The 24,251-nt window shown below is 69.9% G+C and carries 23 protein-coding genes and 1 rRNA gene; 12 read left to right on the forward strand and 12 right to left on the reverse strand.

Annotation, left to right across the window (positions count from 1 at the left end; all coding sequences use genetic code 11):
- A 5S ribosomal RNA gene (rrf, locus tag AB0H43_RS30090) occupies positions 1-87 on the forward strand; the annotation flags it as partial.
- A gap of 79 nt (positions 88-166) precedes the next feature.
- Entirely contained in the window at positions 167-1,441 is a 1,275-nt protein-coding gene (locus AB0H43_RS30095; RefSeq protein ID WP_360004829.1) for a PQQ-binding-like beta-propeller repeat protein, read from the forward strand.
- A gap of 15 nt (positions 1,442-1,456) precedes the next feature.
- On the opposite strand, the gene hisC is transcribed toward AB0H43_RS30095, so the two are convergent.
- The 4 genes from hisC to hppD form a co-directional block, all read right to left on the reverse strand.
- Positions 1,457-2,503 carry a histidinol-phosphate transaminase gene (gene hisC / locus AB0H43_RS30100; RefSeq protein ID WP_360004831.1) on the reverse strand — a complete coding sequence of 349 codons (1,047 nt, stop codon included), beginning with the start codon at positions 2,501-2,503 and terminating at the stop codon, positions 1,457-1,459.
- A 14-nt stretch (positions 2,504-2,517) separates the two neighbouring features.
- Positions 2,518-3,321 (reverse strand): RDD family protein, encoded by an 804-nt coding sequence (locus AB0H43_RS30105; RefSeq protein ID WP_360004833.1) that lies wholly within the window; start codon positions 3,319-3,321, stop codon positions 2,518-2,520.
- 4 nt (positions 3,322-3,325) lie between these two features.
- On the reverse strand, positions 3,326-4,033 hold the full coding sequence (locus AB0H43_RS30110; RefSeq protein ID WP_360004835.1) for an RDD family protein: 708 nt from the start codon (positions 4,031-4,033) through the stop codon (positions 3,326-3,328).
- 138 nt (positions 4,034-4,171) lie between these two features.
- Positions 4,172-5,311 (reverse strand): 4-hydroxyphenylpyruvate dioxygenase, encoded by a 1,140-nt coding sequence (gene hppD / locus AB0H43_RS30115; protein ID WP_360004837.1) that lies wholly within the window; start codon positions 5,309-5,311, stop codon positions 4,172-4,174.
- Positions 5,312-5,412: 101 nt separating this feature from the next.
- On the opposite strand from hppD, the gene AB0H43_RS30120 reads away from it, so the two are divergent.
- The 3 genes from AB0H43_RS30120 to AB0H43_RS30130 all read left to right on the forward strand — a co-directional run bounded on the left by AB0H43_RS30120 (position 5,413) and on the right by AB0H43_RS30130 (position 9,025).
- Entirely contained in the window at positions 5,413-5,892 is a 480-nt protein-coding gene (locus tag AB0H43_RS30120; RefSeq protein ID WP_360004839.1) for an Lrp/AsnC family transcriptional regulator, read from the forward strand.
- A gap of 104 nt (positions 5,893-5,996) precedes the next feature.
- Entirely contained in the window at positions 5,997-7,310 is a 1,314-nt protein-coding gene (locus AB0H43_RS30125) for a PQQ-binding-like beta-propeller repeat protein (protein ID WP_360004841.1), read from the forward strand.
- A gap of 53 nt (positions 7,311-7,363) precedes the next feature.
- Positions 7,364-9,025: a fumarate hydratase gene (locus tag AB0H43_RS30130; protein WP_360004843.1), complete on the forward strand. Its 1,662-nt coding sequence runs from the start codon at positions 7,364-7,366 to the stop codon at positions 9,023-9,025.
- Positions 9,026-9,055: 30 nt separating this feature from the next.
- On the opposite strand, the gene AB0H43_RS30135 is transcribed toward AB0H43_RS30130, so the two are convergent.
- The gene (locus AB0H43_RS30135) at positions 9,056-9,667 is read right to left on the reverse strand and encodes a helix-turn-helix domain-containing protein (RefSeq protein WP_360004844.1); all 612 of its coding nucleotides are present in this window, start codon (positions 9,665-9,667) and stop codon (positions 9,056-9,058) included.
- 23 nt (positions 9,668-9,690) lie between these two features.
- On the opposite strand from AB0H43_RS30135, the gene AB0H43_RS30140 reads away from it, so the two are divergent.
- From AB0H43_RS30140 to AB0H43_RS30165, 6 genes are read left to right on the forward strand one after another with little or no spacing between them, the layout of a single operon-like run.
- The gene (locus tag AB0H43_RS30140; protein WP_360004846.1) at positions 9,691-10,350 is read left to right on the forward strand and encodes an HAD family hydrolase; all 660 of its coding nucleotides are present in this window, start codon (positions 9,691-9,693) and stop codon (positions 10,348-10,350) included.
- 54 nt (positions 10,351-10,404) lie between these two features.
- Positions 10,405-11,823, forward strand: coding sequence for a cysteine--tRNA ligase (gene cysS, locus AB0H43_RS30145; RefSeq protein ID WP_360004848.1), 1,419 nt, complete (start codon positions 10,405-10,407; stop codon positions 11,821-11,823).
- Positions 11,823-12,938: a 23S rRNA (guanosine(2251)-2'-O)-methyltransferase RlmB gene (gene rlmB / locus AB0H43_RS30150; RefSeq protein WP_360004850.1), complete on the forward strand. Its 1,116-nt coding sequence runs from the start codon at positions 11,823-11,825 to the stop codon at positions 12,936-12,938. The genes cysS and rlmB overlap by 1 nt, the downstream gene beginning before the upstream one ends.
- Before the next feature lie 30 nt (positions 12,939-12,968).
- Entirely contained in the window at positions 12,969-13,391 is a 423-nt protein-coding gene (locus AB0H43_RS30155; RefSeq protein WP_360004852.1) for a phage holin family protein, read from the forward strand.
- Positions 13,388-13,663, forward strand: a complete 276-nt coding sequence (locus AB0H43_RS30160; protein ID WP_360004854.1) for a DUF3618 domain-containing protein — start codon at positions 13,388-13,390, stop codon at positions 13,661-13,663. Before AB0H43_RS30155 ends, AB0H43_RS30160 begins: the two co-directional genes overlap by 4 nt.
- Positions 13,660-13,815 (forward strand): hypothetical protein, encoded by a 156-nt coding sequence (locus AB0H43_RS30165; protein WP_360004856.1) that lies wholly within the window; start codon positions 13,660-13,662, stop codon positions 13,813-13,815. Before AB0H43_RS30160 ends, AB0H43_RS30165 begins: the two co-directional genes overlap by 4 nt.
- A 14-nt stretch (positions 13,816-13,829) precedes the next feature.
- Here AB0H43_RS30165 and AB0H43_RS30170 read toward each other — a convergent pair whose 3' ends face one another.
- The 7 genes from AB0H43_RS30170 to AB0H43_RS30200 form a co-directional block, all read right to left on the reverse strand.
- Positions 13,830-14,651: an NAD(P)-dependent oxidoreductase gene (locus AB0H43_RS30170; protein WP_360004857.1), complete on the reverse strand. Its 822-nt coding sequence runs from the start codon at positions 14,649-14,651 to the stop codon at positions 13,830-13,832.
- 136 nt (positions 14,652-14,787) lie between these two features.
- Complete coding sequence (locus AB0H43_RS30175) at positions 14,788-16,137, reverse strand: polysaccharide lyase family 1 protein (protein ID WP_360004859.1); 1,350 nt, start codon at positions 16,135-16,137, stop codon at positions 14,788-14,790.
- A 143-nt stretch (positions 16,138-16,280) separates the two neighbouring features.
- Positions 16,281-17,393, reverse strand: a complete 1,113-nt coding sequence (locus AB0H43_RS30180) for a Gfo/Idh/MocA family oxidoreductase (protein WP_360004861.1) — start codon at positions 17,391-17,393, stop codon at positions 16,281-16,283.
- A gap of 63 nt (positions 17,394-17,456) precedes the next feature.
- Positions 17,457-18,809 (reverse strand): mannitol dehydrogenase family protein, encoded by a 1,353-nt coding sequence (locus tag AB0H43_RS30185; protein WP_360004862.1) that lies wholly within the window; start codon positions 18,807-18,809, stop codon positions 17,457-17,459.
- The gene (locus tag AB0H43_RS30190) at positions 18,797-20,086 is read right to left on the reverse strand and encodes an enolase C-terminal domain-like protein (protein ID WP_360004864.1); all 1,290 of its coding nucleotides are present in this window, start codon (positions 20,084-20,086) and stop codon (positions 18,797-18,799) included. Before AB0H43_RS30190 ends, AB0H43_RS30185 begins: the two co-directional genes overlap by 13 nt.
- Entirely contained in the window at positions 20,083-21,519 is a 1,437-nt protein-coding gene (uxaC, locus tag AB0H43_RS30195) for a glucuronate isomerase (protein WP_360004866.1), read from the reverse strand. The genes AB0H43_RS30190 and uxaC overlap by 4 nt, the downstream gene beginning before the upstream one ends.
- Before the next feature lie 131 nt (positions 21,520-21,650).
- On the reverse strand, positions 21,651-22,964 hold the full coding sequence (locus AB0H43_RS30200) for a Gfo/Idh/MocA family oxidoreductase (protein ID WP_360004868.1): 1,314 nt from the start codon (positions 22,962-22,964) through the stop codon (positions 21,651-21,653).
- A gap of 220 nt (positions 22,965-23,184) precedes the next feature.
- Here AB0H43_RS30200 and AB0H43_RS30205 point away from each other — a divergent pair, with 220 nt between their 5' ends.
- Positions 23,185-24,198, forward strand: a complete 1,014-nt coding sequence (locus AB0H43_RS30205; RefSeq protein ID WP_360004869.1) for a LacI family DNA-binding transcriptional regulator — start codon at positions 23,185-23,187, stop codon at positions 24,196-24,198.
- Positions 24,199-24,251 lie beyond the last annotated feature (53 nt).

Consider the following 24,251-nt stretch of genomic DNA (forward strand, 5'->3'; position numbering starts at 1 on the left):
GGTCACATTCCGAACCCGGAAGCTAAGCCCTCCAGCGCCGATGGTACTGCACCGGGGACGGTGTGGGAGAGTAGGACACCGCCGGACAAACTTTCAATTAGGCCCTCCACTTCGGTGGAGGGCCTAATTGTATTTGCGTTTCCCGGGCCCGCTTAGAATGCGGATCATGCGCCGAATCACGGGCTGGAAGAAGTACGCGTTGTGGGCGGCGCTCGGCGTCGTGACCCTGGCCGCCTCCGGTGGCGTCGTGTGGCGCGTACTGGGGCCGGCTGAGGTCGTCACCACGGCGGCGTCGGCGTACCCGAATCCCTCGGTGTCGCCGACACCGGGTGCGCTGGGCGCGCTCGTCAACAGCCCGCTGATCGTCGACGACCACCTTCGGGTGTACGCCGCCAAGCGGCAGATCCAGGCCGACGACCAACCGGCGTACCGATATGAGACGAGCCCCTATTGGTCGTATCGGCGCTGGCCGCAGCAGCTGATCGGGGTGGTGCATCCGCCGACGGCGTCGACGTCGGGCGTACCGGTGGTCGTGGGGAGCTGGTCGGACGGCAAGCTCACCGCGATCGACGCCCGGAGCGGTCGGGTGGCCTGGGAGGCGGCGGCCGACGTTCTCGGCACGGAGTATCCCGGGCGGCGTACGGGGTCGGCGGTCGTCTGGACGCCCGCAGGGCTGCTGACCGGCGTCACCAAGGCCGGCTTGGGTGTCGTCGTGACGGCGAAGGAAGGCGTTACCGCCACCGACGCTGCCACAGGCGCCCGACTGTGGAGTACGCCCGCCCCCGGCTGCGCCACCCAAGCGTTCACTGTCCCCAACGAGGTGGTCGTCCCCGATCGGTGTGACGGCCCCACTGTGCTGCGCCGGTTCGACTTGAGCACCGGTACGCCGACCGACCTGTCCATCGAGGCGGCGAAGACGGTGACGCCGCTCGGCTGCCGCGTCGGCGTCTCCGAATGCGGCGGAGTGCGTACGCACACCGGGGCGTGGACCTGGTCGGAGGGGGCGCCGAAGCCGGCCGAAGGCCTGCGCGGGGAGACCGCTTGGCTCGCGGGGACCACGGCGATCGACGCGCCGCTCGGCGACACCGCGGACACCCGTGCACTGACCGGCAAGGATCCTGTCACGGGCGCCGTCCGGTGGACGTGGAGCGCCGTCGGGGACGACCCGTCCGACGCGCAGATCATCGCCACGACGCCGACCCGGGTTCTCCTGCTGACCAGGGCGCGTACGCTCATCGCCCTCGACCCGGCCACGGGACGGGAACTGACCCGGGTGTCGGTTCTGATGGACCACGACCCCGACAAGCAGTACGCCGTCGGCCCGGTCGCCGCGAGCGGGGTCTACGTCGCGATCGAGCGACTGACCCTGACCGCCGCGGAGGCCGACACCGACGACGAGTACTACTTCACGAACCGTCCGGTCCTGCTGGCGGCTACCTGACTTGGCACTTCCTGATTAGAAGGCCTTCTCGGCCGCGTTGAGGAAGGTGTCGTTCTCCTCGGGCGTGCCGATGGTGACGCGGACGCCGTCGCCCGCGAACGGGCGGACGATGACCCCGGCCTGCTCACACGCCTGGGCGAAGGCCGTCGCGCCGTCGCCCAGCGGCAGCCAGACGAAGTTCGCCTGCGACTCGGGGACGTCCTGACCCAACTTCAGCAGCGCGTCCCGGACTCGGGAGCGCTCGGCGACGACCAGGGCGGCCCGGCGGGCCATCTCCTCCTCCTGGTCCAACGCGGCGAGCGCAGCAGCCTGGGCGGCGATGTTCGTGGAGAACGGCGTGATGACCTTGCGGACCGCCTCGGCGACCTCCGGCTGCGCCACCAGGTAGCCGGCCCGGAGACCGGCCAGGCCCCACGCCTTGGAGAGCGTCCGCAGCACGACCACGTTGGGCCGGTCGCCGAACTCCACCAGACCGTCCGGCACCTCGGTGTCGGTCACGAACTCCCGGTATGCCTCGTCCAGGACGACGACGACGTCGGGGCCTACTGCGTCGAGGAAATCGCGGAGCTCGGCCCGCCTGAGCGGCGTACCAGTCGGATTGTTGGGGTTGCAGACGATGACCAGCTTGGTGCGCGAGGTGACCGCGGCAGCCATGGCCGGCAGGTCGTGGCCGTGCGCGGCGGTGTTCGGCACGCGGACCGACGTGGCGCCGGTCGTGGCCGCGATGATCGGGTACGCCTCGAAGGACCGCCAGGAGTAGACGACCTCGTCCCCGGGCAGGCAGGTGGCCCGCATGATGTGCTCCGTCATGGCCACCGAGCCGCAGCCGGCGGCGATCCGGTCGACCGCGACGCCGAGCCGCCCGGCGAGCTTCTCGCGGAGCGCGACCACCCCGAGGTCCGGATAGCGGTGTACGCCCTGCGCGGCCTCGACGATGGCCTCGACCACGCCCGGCAGCGGGCCGTAGGGGACCTCGTTGCTGGCGAGCTTGATCGAGCCCGGCACCGTCCGCCCGGGGACGTAGCTCGGCAGTGCGGCCAGGTCGGCGCGGGTGAGATTCATCGCGGCCTCCTCCTTCAGTTCAATGGTGCCTTGCGATCGGGGATGCGCACCACGAAGGTGCGGGCCAGCCGGTCATGCCAGGCCAGCCGGAGGACCGAGTCGGTCGCGATGAAGAAGTTGTCGACGATCGGCAGGATGAAGCCGAAGATGCCGCAGCAGACGTAGAGCAGGAACGGGTAGCCGAACAGCGACCAGCGCCGGAACGAGCGGCCGAAGGGCAGCCGCTCGGTGCTCTCCCAGGGGATGACCCGCAGGCCGAGCAGCATCTTGCCGAGCGTCTGACCGCGGCTGTGGGTGACCGGCACCTCGTAGGCGAACCACAGGGCGTAGGCGATCAGGGAGATGATCAGGCCGAGTTCGCCGATCCGGCTCCAGGATTGCGTGTCCACCTCGCCGGAGCGCAGCCATTCCTGACCCAGCGCGGCCGACTCGGTGACCCACTGGAATAAGAAGTAGCCGTTGAAGATCAGGTTCAAGACGAGCAGCGCACCCAGGTCGATCGCGCGGGCGGCGAGGCGGCGGCCGGGTGAGGCGAGCGCGAGGCCGTGCGGCGTCACCGGACCCGCCGGTGGGAACGCGATGTTCTCCGGCCACCACGGCGGCTTCACCGGCGCGTACGGGCCGTGCGGGGGCTGGCCGGGATGCGGGGGCTGGCCGGGGAAGGTGAGCGGGGGCGCGACCGCGGTCTCGACCGGCCTCGGCGCCTGCTCCGCTGTCGCGGGTTCTGCGGTCTGCTGATCGGCCCAGCCTTCGCCGTCCCAGTACCGGGTCGTGGCGGGATCGGCGGGATCGGGGTACCACCCGGGAGCTACGGACATCTCATCAACCGATCTTCACTACGACGGTGCGGGCGGCCTTGTCGTGCAGGCATTGCTGAAGCGGCTTGTCCCAGAGCTGCCACAGCCCGTCGACGTAGGAGAAGAACGGGACGAGCGCGCCGCCGTGCTCCACCAGCCAACGCTTGGCGAGCATGCCGCGCGTACGCTCAGCGGCCGGGTCCACCGGGACGATCTTAAGCTTCACCACTCGCTTGCCGATCGTCTGCCCCGACCGCCAGGTGAACTCCACCAGATACAGGTAGGAGACGACCAGGTTCACGATCAGGATGACGCCGAAGATGGCCAAGTAGCCCCAGAGCAGGCCGGTGAACTCCGAGCTGTCGATCTGGGTGGTCCCGTCGGCGGAGGTCTGGATCGTCGTGACCTCGGAGACGAAGGTGTAGACCCACCAGATCACCAGCGGGATCGCCACGATCGCCCCGATCGAGCCCATGATGAGCCCGTCGATCAGGTACGCACCCAGCCGGCTGAAGAAGTCGGCCAGCGGCTGCCCGTTCGGCGCCAGCGGGGCCGGCTGCAGGTAGACCGGGCGTGGGTAGCCCGGCGCGTACCCAGGGTAGGTCTGCTGGGGAACCGCGTAGCCGCCCGGCGGCGGGGTCACCGGCTGGGGGGCCACTGGCGGGGCCACCGGCGTGGGCGTCGCCGGCTCGGGGGCGGACTCGGCCGGTGGCGACGATGTGGGTCCTGTCACGGCAGACATCCTGTCACGGCTCGACCACCGACGCCGCCGCCTGTTTCGCGCTGGATCAGGGATCTCGGCCGAATCTTGGGGCATGATTCGACCGCGATCCCTGATCCAGCGCTACGGGTGAAGCGGGGCAGGCCGTCGTCAGAGGTTTCCGCGCATGTCCTGCTCGCGCTCGATCGCCTCGAACAGGGCCTTGAAGTTGCCCTTGCCGAAGCCGAGCGAGCCGTGCCGTTCGATCAGCTCGAAGAACACGGTCGGCCGGTCCTGGACCGGCTTGGTGAAGATCTGCAGCAGGTAGCCGTCCTCGTCCCGGTCGACCAGGATGCGGCGGGCCTTCAGCTCCTCGATCGGAACCCGCACGACGCCGATACGCGCCCGCAGCTCCGGGTCGTCGTAGTAGGAGTCCGGCGTGGCCAGGAACTCGACCCCGGCCGCCGCCATCGCGTCCACGCTCGCCAGGATGTCGTTGGTGGCCAGCGCGATGTGCTGCGCGCCCGGGCCGCCGTAGAACTCCAGGTACTCGTCGATCTGCGACTTCCGTTTGCCGACGGCCGGCTCGTTGAGCGGGAACTTGACCTTCCGCGTACCGTTCGCGACCACCTTCGACATCAGCGCCGAGTAGTCGGTCGCGATGTCGTCGCCGATGAACTCGGCCATGTTCGTGAAGCCCATGACGCGGTGGTAGAACTCCACCCACTCGTCCATGCGGCCCAGCTCGACGTTGCCGACGATGTGGTCGACCGCCTGGAACCGGCGCTTGCCGGGGGCCACGATCGGGTCGCGCGCGATGAACCCGGGCAGGAACGGGCCGGTGTAGTTCGACCGGTCGATCAGCGTGTGACGGGTGTCGCCGTAGGTCGCGACGGCGGCGTACCGGATCGAGCCGTGCTCGTCCTCGACGGTCGTCGGCTCCGTCAGGCCGACCGCGCCGGTGCTGGTGGCGTGGGCGTACGCCGCGTCGACGTCCGGCACCTCCAGCGCGATGTCGACCACGCCGTCGCCGTGCTTGGCGTGGTGCTCGGCACCCGGCGCGGCCGCGTGCACCGCTCCCCGGAGGACGAACCGCGCCGAGCCGCTGACCAGCACGTACTCGGCGTAGTCGCGGTAGCCCTGCTCGGGGCCGCGATAGGCGACCAGGGTCATCCCGAAGGCGGTCGAGTAATAGTGGGCGGCCTGCTTGGCGTTGCCGACGAGGAACGCGACGTGGTCGACCGCTTTGACGGGGAAGACGTCCTGCTCATCGGCGGCCTCGTGGGCGGCCGGGATGGTCTGCGTGCTCATGGGGGTAGCGTGCGTCACACCGCCCGGATGGGCAACCAGTACGGTGATCACTAGTCAAGTTGTGCAATCTGCCTGACCGAACCCGCGAGTAGGTGGTCAAGATGCCTAGTGAGGTCGACGTCCTCGACGCCCGGTTGATCCGGCTCCTGCATGAGGAGCCGCGGATCGGCGTACTGGAGTGCGCCCGGCGCTTGGGGGTAGCCCGGGGCACCGTGCAGGCGCGGCTGGACCGGCTCCAAGCACGGGGAGTCATCACCGGATTCGGGCCGCAGCTCGACCCCGCCGCCCTCGGGTACGCCGTCACCGCCTTCGTCACGCTGGAGATCCGGCAGAGCCGGGGACATGACGCGGTGGCTGAACATCTTGTCGCCATCCCGGAGGTCCTGGAGGTGCACACGATCACCGGATCGGGCGACCTCGTCTGCCGGGTGGTGGCCCGGTCGAACGCCGATCTGCAACGGGTGATCGACGGCATCGTGGGCTACCACGCGATCGTGCGGGCCTCGACGATCATCGCGCTCGCCGAGCAGATCCCCTATCGCGTCCTGCCCTTGGTCGAGGCGGCGGCAGCAACTGGGTGATTCGCCCCAATATCACGTTGATCATGGACTCTCCTGTCACGACACGCCGCCGAGTCAACGGTCAACTTCATGATCAACGGGGTGGGGGCGGCTACCGTGTCCGCGTGGCCAAGGGGAGGTCGACCGCTTCGGGCTGGCTCGTCGCCGGCCTCCTCGTGCTGATCATCCTGGTGAGCACCGGCGTCTGGAACCCCTTCCCCGCCATCTGGAACTGGATCAACACCTCGGCCACGCTCGCCGAACCCACCCCGAAATGGCAGGAACGCCTCGGTGGGGTGCCGGTCCACGTGCTCGACGCCGACGGCACGGTCATCGTCGAACAGCGCGAATCCGTGGAGGGCCGATCCCTGGCCACCGGCGCGCACCTCTGGCAGCAGGAGGCCGACTGGACGGCATTGGCCGGGTCGGCCGGGCGTACCGTCGTCGTCACCGGCAAACTGCTCGTCAAGGGCTACCGCGTGCTCGATCCGCGTACCGGCAACCAGCTGCGCAAGAACGACAAGGCGGCGGCGGTGTGGACGTTCGCCGACGCGATGATCGACGTCACGTGCCGGACCTCGCAGGACTGCGTACTCACCGCCCGGGAACCGGCCAGCGGCGACGAGAAGTGGCGAGCCGACCTGCCCGGCGTCGGTTTCGTGCTCTTCGCCGACAACCCGGACCTGCCCGGCCTGCGCCCGTTCGAGGTCGACCAGGCCGACGGGTCGCTGACCGGATCCGGTCGCATGCCCCGCTACCTCGGCTTCCCGATCGACGACGAGATCCATCTCGTCGACACGCGTACGGGAGAGGTCGTCAACGTGCTCAAGAACGCGAAGAACGAGCGCGTCTACCTCGCCGGCGGCAGGGTCCTCCACAGCGAGGCCAAACCGATCTCCGGCGGCTGTGAGCAGCACCTCATCGCCCGCGACCCCATCACCAACCGGGTCGTCTGGCGGCTCGACGGGTTCAACCTCGGCACCATCTCCGGCGCCGCCTGCGACCAACGGTCCGAGCCGCGCGGCGCCGGGTCCGCGCTGCTCGCCACCCGGCCCGACGGGCGCCAGGTCCTGCTCGACGCGGCCGACGGCCGCCAGCTGCTCGTGGCCCCGGAAGGTGCGAAGATCATCGCAACCGATGGCGTACGCGCAGTGCTGCGCTCCAAAGACGGCAAGACGCTGACGGCGTACCAGTTGGGCGAGCCCGACGTGTTGTGGAGCCGGAAGGCCGACCCCAAGGCGAACGTCTCCGTCACGCGTACCCATATCGTGGTCTTCGATCGGAAGCCCGACCGGATCCGCGTGCTGGCACCGGACAGCGGGCAGCCGGTCGTCGAGGCCGCGAGCGAGGCGAAGGTTTTGGCGTTGCTGCCGCAAGGGCTCCTGCTGGGCGACCACCGGGATCTCGGCCTGCTGACGTTCCCGAGCGTCCAGCCGTGAGGTGAGGCACCGCTCCCGCTGGAGGCGACCGGCGGGTAGGTACTCTCATGTTCATGAGTTCCGGGGAGTTTGGGTACGCGCCGCTGCTGCCGCTGGCGCCTGACGCGACCGAGTATCGGCTGATCACGGACGAGGGCGTGGACGTGGTCCGCGGTCCGGGCGGGCGCGACTTCCTCACCGTGGAGCCGGCGGTGCTCACCCAGCTGACCGCCGAGGCGATGCACGACATCGCGCACTTTCTGCGCCCGGCCCACCTGACTCAGCTGCGATCGATCCTGGACGACCCGAAGGCCTCCCCGAACGACCGGTTCGTCGCGCTGGACCTCCTGCGCAACGCGAACATCGCGGCCGGCGGCGTGCTACCGATGTGCCAGGACACGGGCACCGCGATCGTCATGGGCAAGCGCGGCCGCCACGTCCTCACCGACGGCGGCGACGAACCCGCCATCGCGCGCGGTGTCTACGAGGCCTACACCAAGCTGAACCTGCGCTACTCGCAGCTCGCCCCACTGTCCATGTGGGAGGAGCGCAACACCGGCAGCAACCTCCCCGCGCAGATCGAGATCTTCGCCGAGGACCCCGACGGCCACCCGGACGCGTACAAGTTCCTCTTCATGGCCAAGGGCGGCGGCTCGGCCAACAAGTCCTACCTGTTCCAGGAGACCAAGGCGCTGCTGAACCCGACCCGGATGCTGCAGTTCCTCGAGGAGAAGCTGCGCGCCATCGGGACCAGCGCGTGCCCGCCCTACCACCTGGCCATCGTCATCGGCGGCACCAGCGCCGAGCACGCCCTCAAGACCGCCAAGCTGGCCTCCGCGAAGTACCTCGACGGGCTGCCGACCGAGGGATCCATGCTGGCCCACGGCTTCCGTGACGTCGAGCTCGAAGCCGAGGTGCTGGAGCTGACCCGGAACTTCGGGATCGGCGCGCAGTTCGGCGGGCGCTACTTCTGCCACGACGTCCGCGTCGTCCGCCTGCCCCGGCACGGCGCCTCGTGCCCGGTCGCGATCGCCGTCTCGTGCTCGGCCGACCGCCAGGCGCTCGCGAAGATCACGCCGTCCGGCGTATGGCTGGAGCGGCTGGAGACCGACCCGGCCCGGTTCCTCCCGCACACGACGGCCGAGGACGTTTCCGAGGAGGTCGTCCACGTCGACCTCAACCAGCCGATGTCGGTGATCCGCGAGACGCTCGCGCAGTACCCGGTCAAGACGCGGCTGTCGCTGAACGGCCCGCTCGTCGTCGCCCGCGACATCGCCCACGCGAAGATCGCCGAGCGCCTCGACGCCGGTGAGCCTCTCCCGCAGTACCTGCGCGACCACGCCGTCTACTACGCCGGCCCGGCGAAGACGCCCGAGGGTTACGCCTCCGGCTCGTTCGGCCCGACGACGGCCGGCCGGATGGACTCCTATGTGGCCAAGTTCCAAGAGGCCGGCGGCTCCTACGTGATGCTGGCCAAGGGCAACCGGTCGCAGCAGGTCACCGACGCGTGCGCCAAGTTCGGCGGGTTCTACCTCGGCTCGATCGGCGGACCGGCCGCGCGCCTGGCCGCCGACTGCATCAAGCACGTCGAGGTGCTGGAGTACCCGGAACTCGGCATGGAAGCCGTGTGGAAGATCGAGGTCGAGGACTTCCCGGCGTTCATCGTCGTGGACGACAAGGGCAACGACTTCTACGCGGCCACGTCGCAGCCGGTGCTCACCATCGGCCGTCGCTGACGCTCGCCTCGCGCTTGCGCTCGCCTCGCGTCAGCGGAGGGCGGCGGCGATCGCGGTGGCGGCGGTGAGCAGCGGTTCGCGTACGGCGTCGGGGTTCAGCTCGCCGAGCGAGACGACGCCGACGCTGGCCGAGATGCCCTCGACGCCGAGCACCGGGGCGGCCAGCCCGTACGCGCCCGGCTGCAACTCGCCCGCCGAACGGCTCAGCTCGCCGGTGAGGATGGCCTTCCCCGCCGCGCCCCGATCCAGGGGATGCCGGGAACCCACCCGGTACGCCACATGGAACATCGTGGAGCTGGGTTCCACGACGGCGACGGCCACTGCTTCGGCTCCGTCGGCCAGGGTGAGATGCGCGGTCGCGCCGACCTGCTCGGCGAGCGTACGCAGAGCCGGGAGCGCGGCGTCGGCCAGCAACGGCTGAGCTCGGCGGGCGAGGTGGATCAGGCCGATGCCGGGCAGCAGCCGACCGGCGGAGTCCCGGCGCACCATGCTGTGTTCGCCCAGCGTGGCGGCGAGGCGGTAGACGACCGCACGCCCGACGTTCAGCCGGTTGGCCGCCTCGGTGACGGTGACGCCGGCCGGGCTGTCGGCGACCAGCGTGAGCAGGCGCAGCCCGCGATCGAGCGTCTGAGCGGTGTCCATGGCGCACAGAGTACGTTGGTCCAATGATCACGACGGTGGCGTTCGACGCCGACCACACGCTGGTCGACCTGCTGCCGGCCGTGCTGGCCGGACTGGCCGCGGTGTCGGCGGAAACCGGCGTACCGGTGGAGGTGTTGCGGGCCGACGCGTCCGCGCACTGGGCGGCGACGCCGGAGCTGCCGGCGCGCGACATCCGGATCGCCGCGATGCGCCAGTCGCTGGCCCGTCACGGTCTCCAGGCGCGCCTGGACGACATGGTGGCGCTGTTCTTCGACGTCCGGTACGCCAACAGCCGCCCCTACCCGGGTGTGGTCGAGATGCTGGCCAAGCTGCGCAGCGACTTCCAACTCGGGTACGCCACGAACGCCAACAGCCGCGCGGAGCTGGTCGGCCTGGGTGGATTGTTCTCGTTCGAGATCTACGCCTTGCAGAACGGGGTGCCGAAGAAGCCCGCCGCCGAGTTCTTCCACGCCGTCCTCGCGGCGGCGAAGGCGGACGCGGCCGAGGTCGTCTACGTCGGCGACACGTACGCCCACGACGTCGCCGGGGCGGCCGCGGTCGGCCTACGGACTGTGTGGCTCAACCACGCCGGCGATCCGGTGCCCGGCGAGATCGTGCCCGACGCCGTCGTCGCGTCGCTCGACGAGCTTCCAGCGCTGCTTTCCCGCTGGAACGCGGCCTGATCAATCGACATACCCGGTCCCGCCGTCGCTGGGCGCTTTGACTATCCTTGACGGGTGACGCTGAGACTCTTCGACACCGCGACCCGGTCGGTGCGCGACTTCATGCCGCGCGTACCCGGCAAGGTTTCGATGTATGTCTGTGGTCTCACCGTGCAGTCGCCGCCGCACATCGGGCACCTTCGTTCCGGGGTGAACAACGACGTGCTGCGCCGCTGGCTGATCCATCACGGGCTCGCGGTCACCTACGTCCGCAACATCACCGACATCGACGACAAGGTGCTGGCCAAGGCGGTCGAGCAGGACCTGCCGTTCTGGTCCATCGCGTACGCGAACGAGGTGCGGCTCGAAGCGGCGTACCGGGCGTTGAACGTCGCGGCGCCGACCTATGAGCCCCGGGCCACCGGCCACATCCCGGAGATGATCGAGCTCATCCAGATCCTGATCGAGCGCGGTCACGCGTATGCGGCCGAGGACGGTTCCGGCGACGTCTACTTCGACGTCAAGACCTACCCCGAATACGGCGCGCTCTCCGGCCAGCGGGTCGACGAGATGCTGCCGGCCGGGGACGCCCCCGACCGCTCCAAGCGGGACCCCCGGGACTTCGCCCTCTGGAAGGGCGTCAAACCGGGCGAGCCGGAGAACGCGTACTGGCCGTCGCCGTGGGGCCGCGGCCGGCCGGGCTGGCACATCGAGTGCTCGGCGATGACGTGGCGCTATCTCGGCGCCGAGTTCGACATCCACGGCGGTGGCCTGGACATCTCGTTCCCGCACCACGAGAACGAGATCGCCCAGTCGCGGTCGGCCGGGCTGCCGTTCGCCCGCTACTGGGTCCACAACGCCATGCTCAATCTGGGCGGCAGCAAGATGGCCAAGTCCGTCGGCAACGTGCTCGACGTCGAGGCGATCAGGAAGCTCGGCGTACGCCCGATCGAGCTGCGCTATTACCTCAGCTCGGCCCACTATCGGTCGATCATCGAGTACTCCGAGGAGTCGCTGCGCGAGGCGGCCAGCGGCTTCCAGCGCATCGAAGGCTTCCTGACCCGGGCCACCGAGGTCGTCGGGGATACGGAGCCGAGCGTGTTGTGCGCCGAGTTCGTCGAGGCGATGGACGACGACCTGAACACCTCGGCCGCGTTCGCCGCCATTCACGACGTCGTGCGCGAGGGCAACACCGCGCTGGCGGCCGGTGAGACGAAGACGGCGGCCGGCGCGCTGGCGAGTGTCCGGGCGATGCTCGGTGTGCTCGGACTCGATCCGCTCGACCCCGCTTGGGCGCAGGGCGACTCGGCTGCGGGCGGCTTGCGCTCCACTGTGGATGCGCTCGTCGCGCTCGCCCTCCAGCAGCGGGCCGCCGCCCGCGAACGCAAGGACTGGGCCGCCGCGGACGCGGTCCGCGACCAGCTCAAGCAGGCCGGCGTCCTCGTCGAGGACACCCCGCACGGCCCGCGATGGACGATCGGAAGTGACACGTAATGCCCGGCAACTCCCAGCGCCGCAACGCGCGTACCACCTCGAAGAAGGGCGCGCCGGGCGGGTCGGGCGGCAAGGGCCGCGACACCCTCAAGGGCCGCGGCAAGACGCTGCCCGCGGACGAGCGGCCGTGGCACAAGGGCTACTCGGGGACCGAGAAGCTGCCCAGCAAGACGGCCTGGAAACAGGACAAGGAGCGCAAGGCGGCGGCGGCCGAGGGTCGCGCGCCCAAGATCGGCAAGCCCGGCACCAAGGACACCACCTGGGGCAAGGGCGGTACCGGCAAGGGCGCCCCGACCAAGCGCACGGCCAGCCGGACCCCGGTCTCGCGTGGCCCCAAGGTCGCACCCGGCCGCCGCTCGGCGACCCCCAAGGATGCCCCTGAGCTGCTCGTCGGGCGCAATCCGGTGGTCGAGGCGCTGCGCGCGCACGTCCCGGCCACCGCGCTCTACGTCGCCCTCGGCATCGACATCGACGAGCGGGTTAACGAGGCGGTACGCACAGCGGGCGATCGTGGCATCCCGCTGCTGGAGGTCAGCCGGGCGGAGTTGGACCGGCTGACCGGGGGAGTGCTGCACCAGGGCATCGGACTCCAGGTGCCGCCGTTCGCGTACGAACCCTTCGAGGACCTGCTGAACGCGGCGCTGGAGCAGCCCACGGCCCCGCTGCTCGTGGCGCTGGACGGGGTGACCGACCCGCGCAACCTGGGGGCGGTCATCCGCTCTGCGGCCGCTTTCGGAGCGCATGGGGTGTTCGTGCCGGAACGCCGGGCTTCCGGCATCACCGCGACCGCTTGGCGCACCAGCGCGGGCGCGGCGGCCCGGGTGCCGGTGTCGCAGGTGACCAACCTGACCCGGGCGCTCAAGCAGGCCCAGCAGGAGGGGTTCACGGTCGTCGGACTGGACGCCGACGGCGAGACCGCCCTGTACGACCTGGAGGCGGCGGTCGGTCCGCTGGTGATCGTGGTCGGTTCCGAGGGGCGCGGGCTGTCCCGCCTCGTGGGAGCCACGTGTGACCTGCGGGTGAGCATCCCGATGGCGTCCACGGTCGAGTCGCTGAACGCTTCGGTGGCCGCCGCGGTCACGCTGGCCGAGGTCGCCCGGCGTCGCGCTGAATAGTCCGATTCATCCGGGGGTAATAGCGCTCCCGTGACAGATCTCAGGCATCGGCCGCACACCGAGGAGTCCACGGCCGACCTGGTACGCCAGGCGACCGAGCAGATCAGCACGCTGGTCCGGCAGGAGATGCAGCTCGCCCGGACCGAGCTGGCGGAGAAGGGCAAACGGGTCGGCTTGGGGGTCGGGCTGTTCGCCGGCTCCGGAGTGGCCGTGTTCTACGCCGTCGGCGCCCTGCTCGTCGCGGCGGGGCTTGCGCTCGCCCTGGTCATGCCCGGCTGGCTCGCCGCTCTGATCGTCGGAGTGGTGCTGCTGATCATCGCCGGGGTGGAGGCCCTCGTGGGCCGGGGCCAGGTCAAGCGCGGTACGCCCCTGACCCCGAACCGGACAGTCGACAGCGTACGGGCCGATCTGTCCGAGGTGAACGAGGCCTTCGGCGAGAGGAACTCCCGATGACCACGCACAACGGCCAGCCACAACCGATGAGTGTCGCGGAGCTGAGCGGCGAGATCGCGCAGACGCGGCAGGCGCTGGGCGAGACCGTCCGGGCGCTGGCGGCCAAGGCCGACGTCAAGAGCCGGGCCGAGGAGTTCGTCCAGGACACCCGGGACCGGGCGGCCGTCTCGGTCCGGGAGCACCGGACGCAGCTGGCCGCGATCGGCATCGGTCTCCTGGCCGTTGTCGGCGCTGTCTTGATCTGGCGTAACCGTGAGGCGGTGAACTCGTGATGGTGATCCCCGACCCAGTGTCCCCGACGCGACCCGAACCGTTGCCCGACCCGTTCCCGGTGCCGGACCCGGCCCCGCTGCCCAAGCCGGAGCCGGAGCCCGAGCCGCCGGCTCCGGAGCCGCAGCCCGGCCCGCTGCCCGGACTGGACTAGCTGCCGGGGCTGGACTAGTAGTACTCGCCCAACGGAACGTCGCACCACTGTCCACCGATGCGACGCAGGACGAGGTCGTGCTCGTAGTCGGGAGTCGGCTTACCCCGCTCGATCTCGTCCGCGTAGACCTCGGAGTCGTCCTTCGGGATGTAGCCGAGCGTCTCGCCCTCGGCCAGGGACATGAACCGCCGGGTGTTCCGGCTGATCCCCCACAGGTAGCGAAGCCCCGGCGACTCCACCGCGAGGCAGGCCTCGAACATGCTGGTGGCGTCGTCGGGGGACAACCACAGCGCGAGCGACCGCACGTCGATCGGCTGCGGCATGCACATCCCGATCCGGGGACAGAGCACGTCGATGCCGTAGCGGTCGGCGTACAGGCTGGCCATGGCTTCGCCGGCGACCTTGCTCCAGCCGTAGAGGGTGTCCGGGCGGCCCGGGGCGTCGGCGGGGAACCCCTCCGGCGGAGCGTCGACGCGGTCGAGGAATCCGGCCGCGTGGTTGGAGGACGCGAAGATCACCCGGCCTACGCCGGCCCGCCGGACCGCCTCGAAGAGGCAGTAGGTGCCGTGCGCGTTGTTCTCCAGCACGTCGGCGAAGTGGGACTCGCGGCTCTGCCCGCCGAGGTGGATGACGGCGTCGGCTCCGGAGACCAGGGATTCCAGTGCGGACAGATCCGTGACGGTGCCGGTGAAGACCTCGGCGTCCTCGTCGGGGGCGGCGGGCTCGGGCGGGACGATGTCGACGAGGCGGAGTGTCCGCCCGGGGCGAGCAAGCCGCTGGCGAAGGAGGCGGCCGACCTTTCCGGCGGCGCCGGTGATCACGACGGTCTGCGACATGCCGCCCAGCATAGGCCACGTACGCGCTGCTGAATAGCATCCACATATGTGGACGGCAAAGCTTGATCATTGCGTCAGCCATGCTGTGAGAGCGGGCATTTCGCCGCGCGAAACAGCATGGCTGACGCAATGATCACTAGAGGTGGGCGCCGGCGAAGAGGGGGACCAGCAGGGCGACGGCCGGTGCGGGCAACACCGGTCCGGACCGCAGGGTGGGCGTCCAGCCCGCGTCCGAGCTCAGGTCCGGGTCATGAGCCGAGTTGTACGCGTCGAGCAGGCTCACCGGTTTCGGCGCCGCGTCGCCGACACGCAGCCAGGTGCCGCGCTCGGTGAGGGCAGTGCCACCCCAGTCGTGGACGATTTCGGCCGGGTCGACCCCGTCGGCGAGGCCGACGTAGTTGTTCTCGGCGTACAGCGCGGACTGGAAGCCGACGCCCCAGGCGTACTGGAACTCGTCGCCGCCGAGCCGGTAGGCGTTGTTGTAGAGGTCGACCTGCCCGAACCGGACACGCGGCAGGCGCTGGTAGGTGCCTTCGAAGTAGTTGTGGTGCAGGGTCACCTTCAGCCGGCCGGGGTCGCCGCCGGACGGGTTGTCGGTCGAGCCGATCAGCATCACCTTGTCGTGCCCGGTGACCGCGCTGTAGGAGACGGTCACGAGGTTCGAGGTGTGCGTGATGTCCATCGCGCCGTCGTGGACCTGGTACGGCCGTCCGAAGTAGATCGGCTGGGTCGAGTCCGGGTTGCCGGCGTCGGAGAACGAGTTGTGGTCGAGCCAGACATGCTGGCTACGCCGGACCGAGACGTTGTCGAACTGGGAGTTCCAGTTGCCGGTCGCGCCGTCGGTGGGTGACCAGGCCGGGAAGCAGTCGTGCGAGTCGGCGAAGGTCAGGTTCCGCACGATGACGTTGTCGGCCGTGTCGATCATCAGGGTCAGTTCGTCGAACCGGGCGCCCCGCAGGCCGACGATGGTCGTGTTCGGCCCGACGTTGATCTGCGTCTGCGCGGTCTGGTTGGCCACCGAACGGACTCGGGCCTCCTCGAGAGCGCCGGTCGGCTTCGTGCGGCCCCACGTCTCCGGGGCGTACGCCGTCAGGTAGCCGCTCAGCGAGTAACCGGGATCGGCCAGGTCGGCACAGGTGAGCCGGGTGCCGTCGGCCCGCTCGAAGCCGTTGACCGCGCCCCGGACGAAGATGAGTTTCGGCGTGGCGTTCGTCCGGTTGGTCGCGTTGTCCCCGCCGAGGGCGGCGACCAGCTCCGCCCGGTCGTCCACGACGAAGACGTGGTCGGCGTCGGCCGCGGAGCCGCCGGTCGTCCCGGTCCCCTCGGCGGCCCAGCCGTCACCGGTGGGCAGAGTTGCCCGGCCGAGGGCGATTGCCCAGGGGGTCAGCCCGTCCCGTGACCCGCCCGAGGCAGCGGCGGGGGCGGCCGCGCCGGTCGCCAGCAGCGCCACCGCGGCCACCACGGCGGTGGATCGAAGAGTTCTCATGCGCTCGACTGTGCGCCGCGCTGCCATAACAGTCAATACCATCGATTTGCAGATGTTTTGCGGCTATTTCTGGGCAAAGCTGGTCGACCCGGTGAGGAAATCACCGAGTATTGTCCAATTTGGAGGCATTCGGCGCGGCCGCGTCATTCCCGTTGTTGCAGTGGGGTTTCCGTCGGCAGGTCACCGACTTCGGAGAACAACGCGAGGCGGCGCGCCGCTGTGCGTACCAGCTGATCTATGCCGGGAATGACCACCTGGCGGGACGGGCCCACCTGGCGTTCGACGAGCCGGGCCGGGTCGAGGGGCCGCGGCGCCGGCGCCGCCTGGATGTGCTCGAGGACCGCGGTGAACGGGGCCGTGACCGCGAGCGGCGCGATCAGCTCGTCGCGCTGGTCGAGGAGATTGAGGAGCAGGTCGGCGCGGCCGGTGGTCGTCCAGTCCGGAGTGGACAGGCGCAGCCGGTCCGACGGGTATTCCAGCTCCGCTTCCCCCGCCGTGCCCTGGACCAGGACCGAACCGCGCAGAAAGTCCTCGGCGCACAACGTGACGGCGACGACGACCGGCGGCCCGTCGACCGGGCGGATACGCAGGCAGGCGGTGTCGTCGACCTCGATCGGCCGGGCCCGGTAACGCTCGACCTCGATCGACGCGATCCGGACCGGCTCAGGCAGGAGGGCCAGACACTGCATCGTCGCGTGGGCGAACGGGTTGGCCAGCGCGCCGTCGAGCGACGGCCGGCCGTCGACCATGCGTTTGCCCGCCCAGGGCGACCGGCTCCAGTACGCGTCGTCACGCTGCCAGGCGCCGAAGGCGGAGATGCCGGTGATGTCGCCGAGAGCGCCGCTCCCGATCGCCGTCCGCAGCTCCGCCAAGCCGGCTGACCCGAGGGCCTGAAAGCCGACCTGGCAGACCTGTCCCGTCTCAGCAAGCACGGCCTGAAGGACGTCGTGATCGGCGAGCGAGAGCATGGGCGGCTTCTCGAGGAGGATGTCCGCCCCAGCCCGTACGCACTCCAGCGCGATCGGCAGATGCGTGTGCGGCGGAGTGCAGATGACGACGACATCCGGACGGGTCTCGGCGAGCATCGCCCGATGATCCCGAAAGACCGGAACCCCGCCAGGCTCGTCGACCTCCGAGACGTCGCAGTACGCCGCGATCTCGAGCCGGCCCGCCTCGCTCAGCTCGACGAGCTTACGGCGGTGATTGCGGCCGTGGCCGTTCGCGCCGATCAGCGCGACCCGCTTACGCGCGATCATTGCGCCACCCATGCTGTTTCGCGCGGCGAAATGCCCGAGTTAACGACGTGGCTGACGCAATGATCATGACGCGCCCGCCACCGTCGCGCGAACGCCGTGCGTACTGAGGTCACGGTGCCACTCGGCGACGAGGTCGCGGAAGTCCCCGGTGAGTTCCGGCGGGAAGATCTCGCTCAGTGCCAGCAACTTGTCGACGACCGGGCCGGGAGCGGCGAGCGCGGCCCGGATCTGCGGGGCCAGCGGATCGTTGAGCGGCAACGCCTCCCCATTGTCCGCCGTACCCTCGGCGAAGCGCATCCAGGCCGCGACGACGAGCGCGCCGAAGCGGGGCGAGAGCCCGCGGGCGCGAACGTCGAGCACCGTACGCAGGACGCGATAGGGAAGCTTCTGACTGCCGTCCATCGCGACCTGAATGGTGCGGTGCCGAATGGCGGGATTGGCGAACCGCTCCAGCACTTCTTCGCCGTACGCCACGACGGAGACGCCTGGCGGTGGCGTGAAACTGACGGCGATCTCGTCGGCGATGAACCGCCGGAGGAGGTCCGTCAGCCCCGGCATGAGGAGCGCCTCGGCGATGGTCTCGTACCCGGCGAGCGCCCCAAGATAGGCCACAGTGGAGTGAACGCCGTTGAGCGTACGCAGTTTCAGCTGCTCCCACGGGGCGACGTCGTCGGTGACCACCGCTCCCGCCAGATCCCAGGCGGGGCGCCCGCCCGGGAAGTCGTCCTCGATGACCCACTGCAGGTAGGGCTCGGCCTCGACGGCGGCCAGATCGTCGACGCCGAGCGCACTGCGTACCAGGGCGTAGGTCTCGGCCGTGCTGGCCGGGACGATCCGGTCCACCATCGTCCGCGGGAAGGTCACCGAGGTCGGCAGAGGCACCGCCTCGGCGACGAGCGCCCGCAGCTGCGACCCGTTCGACGGCAGGTTGTCGCAGCTCACCACGGCGAGCGGCGGCGCGCCGGCGCTGATCCGTGCGCGAATGCCGTCCACGAGCAGCTTCACCATCGCCGAGCCGGGCTGATAGGCCTTCTCGGTCACGGTCAGCGTCACCACGCGGATCGCGGGATCGGCCAGCAGATCGGTCACTGCCGAGCGCTCGCTCGGCGCGTGCAGCACCCGGCCGACGGCACCGATCACCCGGGTACGCGCACCGGCGCCGGACAGGCTCGTCACGCTGAAGAGCCCGTCCTGCGCCCGCAACGCGTCCACGACGGCGGCGGAGTTCGGGGCGACCTCGGCGATCGCCCAGTCCCCGCCGCCGGCCGCGATGGCGTCCTCGGTGTAGACGGCCTGATGTGCCCGGTGGAAAGCGCCGACTCCCAAGTGGACGATGCCGACTCCGGCGTCCCCGTCGATCGTCGGGCGGGCGTCCGCCGGGAGGGCGGCGAGCGCGGCTCGACTCAGGCGCGCCATACCGGGCCGTCCGGGAAGGCGTACTCCGCGATCGACTCGGTACGCAGCGTCGTGCTGTATCCGGGCTGCTCGGGAAGCAGGTAACGGCCGTCCCGGGTGCGTACCGGGTCGACGAAGTGCTCGTGCAGGTGGTCGACGTACTCCACCATCCGGCCGTCCAGCGAGGTGCCGACGCGCAGATAGTCGAAGATCGCGAGGTGCTGGACGTACTCGCAGAGCCCGACGCCGCCGGCGTGCGGGCACACCGGTACGCCGAACTTCGCCGCCATCAGCAGCTCGGCCAGCACTTCGTTGACGCCGGCCACCCGGCACGCGTCGATCTGCATCACGCCGATCGCCTCGGCCTGCAGCAGCTGCTTGAAGATGACCCGGTTGGCCGCGACCTCGCCGGTCGCCACCCGGATCGGGTCCACGGCGCGGGCGATGCGGGCGTGCCCGAGCACGTCGTCGGCGTGCGTCGGCTCCTCGATCCAGTAGGGGTTCACCTCGGCGAGGACGGCCATGTTGGCGATCGCCTCGTCGACGTCCCAGACCTGGTTGGCGTCCATCATGAGCAGCGCGTCCGGGCCGATCTCCGAGCGGATGATCCGCGCCCGGCGAAGGTCGTCCTCGATCGGGCCGCCGACCTTCATCTTCATCGCGCGCCACCCCTGCTCGTACGCCGTCCGCGTCAGCGCGCGCACCTTGTCGTCCGGGTAGCCGAGCCAGCCCACCGACGTGGTGTACGACGGGAAGCCGTCGCGTTCGAGCAGCGCGAGCCGGTCGGCCAGGCCCTCGCGGCCGCGTTCGAGGATGTCGAGCGCCTCCGCCGGGGTGATGGCGTCGGTGATGTGGTGGAAGTCGACCGTCCGGACCAGTTCCTCGCTCGGCAGCTCGGCGAGCAGTCGCCACAGCGGAACCCCGGCGACTTTGGCCCGCAGGTCCCAGACCGCGTTGACGAGCGCCCCGGCCGCCATGTGGATGACGCCCTTCTCCGGGCCGAGCCAGCGCAGCTGCACGTCGGCGGTCAGTGACCGCCAGAAGGCCACCGGCTCGTCGACGATCTCGGCGAGGTCACGGCCGACCACATGATGCTGGAGAGCGGTGATCGCGGCGCAGGTGATCTCGTTACCGCGTCCGTTGGTGAAGGTGAACCCGGCGCCGGTCAGGCCGCCGTCGGTCTTCAACTCCACATAGGAGGCCGAGTAGTCGCCGCGGTTGATGGCGTCCGACCCGTCGCCCGCGGCGGCGGTGGGGAAGCGTACGTCGTGGACTTCGGCGGCAATGATCTTGGTCATCGGTTCGCAACCTTAAAGATTCGTCTGGGCTGGTGGTACGCGATGTCGGCGGCGGTCTCGGCGGCCTCGTCCAGGCTCAGCCGATGCTCGGCGACCAAGCGGGCGAGGAAGCCGGCGTCGACCCGGCGAGCGATGTCGTGCCGGACCGGAATGGAGCAGAACGCCCGGGTGTCGTCGACGAACCCGGCGGTGTTGGCGAAGCCGGCGGTCTCGGTGACCGCCTCACGGAAGCGGCGCATGGCCTCCGGCGAATCGAGGAACCACCAGGGCGCGCCCAGGTAGAGGGCGGCGTACCCGCCGGCGAGGGGCGCCAGCTCCCGGGTGAACGTCGTCTCGTCCAGCGTGTAGAGGACCAGGCGCAGCCGGGGATCGTTGCCGAACTCCCGCAACAACGGGGCAAGGCCGTGCACGTAATCGGTGGCCTGCGGGATGTCTCCGCCGACGTCGGTCCCGTACGCGCCGTACAGCCAGGTGTTGTGATTGCGGACCGAGCCGGGATGCAACTGCATGACCATCCCGTCGTCGACCGACATCCGGGCGAACTCGACGAGCATCACGGCCCGGAACGCCTCCGCGTCCTCCGCGGTCGCCTCGTCGCGCAGTCCCCGCTCGAACAACTCCTGCTTGTCCCGTTCGGGGAGGACGAGCGTACGCGCGGTGGGGTGGCCGTGATCGCTGGACGTGGTGCCCATCGCGAGGAACGCCGCCCGTCGTTGGCGCAGCGCGGCGAGGTATCCGGTGAACGTCAGCGTGTCCTCGCCGGTGATCTCGCCCAGCCTCACGACGCGCTCGCGCCAGGCTCGCGTACCGGTCGCGCCGGTGAGGCCGCCGAACTCCATGTCCACCACGTCGTCCGGGCGGAAGGTGCTGACCACCCGGTCGCCCCAGCCGTCGGCGGCCAGCTTCGCGTGCTGGGTCAACGGATCCAGCGGCGACTCGGTGGTGGCGAGCACCTCGATGTTGAACCGCTCGAACAGCGCCCGGGGCCGGAACTCCGGCCGTGCCAGACAGGCGGCGACCGCGTCGTAGACCTCGTCGGCGGTGTTCTCGGTCAACGGAGTGGTCACGCCGAAGACGCCGTCGAGCGTCTGCTCCAGCCACAGCTTGGACGGCGTACCGCGGAAGAGGTGCCAGTGCGCGGCGAAGGTTCGCCAGATCTCCCGCGGTTCGACGGCCGCGGCCGAACCGTCGCGGCGGGGCACGCCGAGGGCGTCCGGATGCACGCCCTGGCTGTAGAGCATCCGCGTCAGATAGTGATCGGGCACCACGAACAAGCGAGCCGGGTCGGGGAACGGCTCGTCGTCGGCGAGGAGCCGCGGATCGATGTGCCCGTGCGGCGAGATGAGCGGCAGGTCCCTGACGTGGGCGTACAGCTCGCGGGCGATCTCCCGCTGCCGTGGGTCGGCCGGGAACAGCAGATCAGGGTGTGGCAAGGCGACTCCCGTTCAGGGTGTTACGGCCGCCGCCGGCTACTGCGCTGGATCAGGGTTCCGGGTCGAATCTTGGGTCAAGATTCGACCGAGAACCCTGATCCAGCGCGGACGGGGTAGGCGGCCCGCGGGGGCTACAGGGTCAGCAGGTCGGGGACGTGCACCGGGGCGCCGGTGGCCAGGGCACGGTTGGCGGCCAGACCGGTGAACAGAGCGAGCGCGCCGTCGCGCTCGGTCGCGCTGCGGCGCAGCGGATCAATCGCGCCGCCGAAGAGGATCTCGGCCATCTTGGCGTCCGCGCCGCCGTGGCCTTCGCGGGACTTCTCCGGGACGTCGATCTCGACCGGCGGCTCCCAGAACCGGTGCAGCGTCAGGCGTACGCCGCCCTGTTCGGCGGCGGCCTCCTCGCCGTGCAGCGCCGCGCCCTTCAACGCTCCGGAGGCGCCCAGGCTGACGTGGTCGTTCTCGACCACCTCCAGCTCCAGCCGGCCCCGGCTGCCGTTGACCATCAGGCGATAACCCTCCCAGGGCGAGTACGCCGTGAGGTGGTAGCTCATCGTGGCCCCGGTGTTGTAGCGCACCATGACCGCGAGGTCGTCCTCGATGTCGATGCCGCCGGCGAAGACGTTGCGGTCGCGCCGGTAGCCGTCGGCCGTCTCGGCGTCGAGGTACAGCTCGCGCAGACGCGGATGAGCGGCGAGGTGCAGGGCGAACGGATCGTCCGCGGCGGTGGGCGCACCGTGGGCGCGCTCGTAGTCGCGGGCGTAACCGTGGCGGTGGCCGTTCTCGCCGTAGAAGAACAGTCGCCCGTACGCGAAGACGTCCACCGGCTGGGCGGACAGCCACCAGTTGACCAGGTCGAAGTGGTGGCCGGACTTGTGCACCAGCAGGCCGCCGGAGTTCGCCTTCTCCCGGTGCCACCGGCGGAAGTAGTCCGCGCCGTGGCGTACGTCGAGGAGCCACTCGAAGTGCACCGAGCCGATCTCGCCGACGGCGCCCTCGTCGAGCAGGCGCTTGACCTGCTCGTGCACGGGGTTGAAGCGGTAGTTGAAGGTGACGGTGACGTTCCGGCCGGTTTCGCGGACGGCGTCGAGGATGGCCTCGCATCCGGCGAGGTCGGTCGTCATCGGCTTCTCGGTCAGCACGTCGCAGCCGGCTCGCAGGGCCCGCGTGATGTAGTCCGCGTGCGTGCTGTCCATTGTGGTCACGATGACCGCGTCGACCTGTTCCTTCGCGAGCATGTCGGTGAACTCGGCCGCGTCGTACGCCGCGACCGGTGGCGCGCCGAGATCGGCGAGGAATCGCTGGTGTGCCTGTACGCGTATCGGGTTGGTGTCGCAGAGCGCGACCAGCGACGCCGTTGCCGCGTGGTCGCGGACGACGGCCCGCTCGAACATCTCCGCCCGTGAACCTGTTCCGACCAGCGCATACCGCTTGGGATCGGTCATCGACGCCTCCCCAGGAGAACTGCAAAGGTTTGCAGCAGAACTAACCACGAGTCGCCAGCGGCGTCAACAGTTCGGTAACAGGGCCGCCCGGATTCGACCGTTTAATGTGGATATTTGCGTGAAGAAGTGGGGTCTGCGGAAACCGATCGGCAATATTTGGCCGTTGACAACACAGCAAGCGTTTGCATTAATTGGCCAACCAAGAGTGAGAGGGGTGACTATGCCGGCGACCATCCGGGATGTCGCGCGAGCGTCGGGGGTGCACATCTCCACCGTCTCGCGTGCCTTCTCCGCGCCGCAGTTGGTCAACCCCGAGACTCGCAGCAAGGTGCTCGAGACCGCCGAGAAGCTGGGATACCGCCCCAACCGGGCGGCGCGGGCGCTCATCACCGGCCGCACCCACAACATCGGGCTGATCGTCGCCGACATCGCCAACCCGTTCTTCCCGCCGCTGATCAAAGCGGCGGAGCGCGAAGCCCGCCACCGCGACTACCACGTCTTCGTCGCCGACAGCAACGAAGACCCGGCCGTCGAGGAGGAGCTCGTTCGCGCGCTTGCCAAGCAGGTCGACGGGATTCTGCTGGTCAGTCCCCGGCTGGCCAACAGCGTCATCGAAGGCCTGTCGCGAGAGGTGGCCGTCGTCGTGGTCAACCGGCAGGTGCCCGGCCTGCCGTCAGTGGTCATGGACGTCGGTCACGGTGCCCGTTCGGCGATCGAACACCTCGCGGAACTGGGCCACCGTTCCATCGGCTACCTCGGCGGACCCCGCGGATCCTGGACCAACCGCGAGATCCGCCGGGCCGCCATCGCCGCCGCCCGAAACCTGGGCGGCCCCGGCGACCCCGTCGAGGTGACCCCGCTCGGCCCCAACGCGCCCACCGGCGACGGCGGGCTCGTCGCGGCCGAACAGGTGCACCGAGCGGGCTTCACCGCCGTACTCGCGTACAACGACCTGATGGCGATCGGTCTCATCGAAGGCCTCGCCACTCTGGGCGTACGCGTTCCGCAGGACGTCAGCGTGGTCGGCGTAGACGACATCGCGCTGAGCCGGCTGACCCGGCCGGGTCTGACCACGGTGGCCAATCCCACGGCCGCCGCCGGGCGGGCCGCGGTCGACATGCTCCTGCAACACGGTGACGACCGTCGTACCACCGGGCAGATCACCCTCGCGACCGAACTGGTCATCCGCGACTCCACGGGCCCGGGTCCGCAGGGCAATGCGGACCCGGGCTAATGCGGCCGTCACCGCCTCCGCGGAGTCGTCTCCTACGCGTCAAGGAGTCAGTG

It is taken from the genome of Hamadaea sp. NPDC050747 (genome assembly GCF_040654195.1).
Lineage (GTDB): Bacteria > Actinomycetota > Actinomycetes > Mycobacteriales > Micromonosporaceae > Hamadaea.

Excerpts from the sequence above, each read along its gene's own strand:
- AB0H43_RS30190 (WP_360004864.1), bottom strand. The coding sequence starts at position 20,086 with ATGACCAAGATCATTGCCGCCGAAGTCCACGACGTACGCTTCCCCACC.
- AB0H43_RS30130 (WP_360004843.1), top strand. The coding sequence starts at position 7,364 with ATGAGTTCCGGGGAGTTTGGGTACGCGCCGCTGCTGCCGCTGGCGCCT.
- hppD (WP_360004837.1), bottom strand. The coding sequence starts at position 5,311 with ATGAGCACGCAGACCATCCCGGCCGCCCACGAGGCCGCCGATGAGCAG.
- AB0H43_RS30120 (WP_360004839.1), top strand. The coding sequence starts at position 5,413 with ATGCCTAGTGAGGTCGACGTCCTCGACGCCCGGTTGATCCGGCTCCTG.
- hisC (WP_360004831.1), bottom strand. The coding sequence starts at position 2,503 with ATGAATCTCACCCGCGCCGACCTGGCCGCACTGCCGAGCTACGTCCCC.
- AB0H43_RS30170 (WP_360004857.1), bottom strand. The coding sequence starts at position 14,651 with ATGTCGCAGACCGTCGTGATCACCGGCGCCGCCGGAAAGGTCGGCCGC.
- AB0H43_RS30200 (WP_360004868.1), bottom strand. The coding sequence starts at position 22,964 with ATGACCGATCCCAAGCGGTATGCGCTGGTCGGAACAGGTTCACGGGCG.
- AB0H43_RS30105 (WP_360004833.1), bottom strand. The coding sequence starts at position 3,321 with ATGTCCGTAGCTCCCGGGTGGTACCCCGATCCCGCCGATCCCGCCACG.
- AB0H43_RS30175 (WP_360004859.1), bottom strand. The coding sequence starts at position 16,137 with ATGAGAACTCTTCGATCCACCGCCGTGGTGGCCGCGGTGGCGCTGCTG.
- rlmB (WP_360004850.1), top strand. The coding sequence starts at position 11,823 with ATGCCCGGCAACTCCCAGCGCCGCAACGCGCGTACCACCTCGAAGAAG.
- AB0H43_RS30180 (WP_360004861.1), bottom strand. The coding sequence starts at position 17,393 with ATGATCGCGCGTAAGCGGGTCGCGCTGATCGGCGCGAACGGCCACGGC.
- AB0H43_RS30205 (WP_360004869.1), top strand. The coding sequence starts at position 23,185 with ATGCCGGCGACCATCCGGGATGTCGCGCGAGCGTCGGGGGTGCACATC.
- AB0H43_RS30095 (WP_360004829.1), top strand. The coding sequence starts at position 167 with ATGCGCCGAATCACGGGCTGGAAGAAGTACGCGTTGTGGGCGGCGCTC.
- AB0H43_RS30135 (WP_360004844.1), bottom strand. The coding sequence starts at position 9,667 with ATGGACACCGCTCAGACGCTCGATCGCGGGCTGCGCCTGCTCACGCTG.
- AB0H43_RS30185 (WP_360004862.1), bottom strand. The coding sequence starts at position 18,809 with ATGGCGCGCCTGAGTCGAGCCGCGCTCGCCGCCCTCCCGGCGGACGCC.
- AB0H43_RS30140 (WP_360004846.1), top strand. The coding sequence starts at position 9,691 with ATGATCACGACGGTGGCGTTCGACGCCGACCACACGCTGGTCGACCTG.
- AB0H43_RS30160 (WP_360004854.1), top strand. The coding sequence starts at position 13,388 with ATGACCACGCACAACGGCCAGCCACAACCGATGAGTGTCGCGGAGCTG.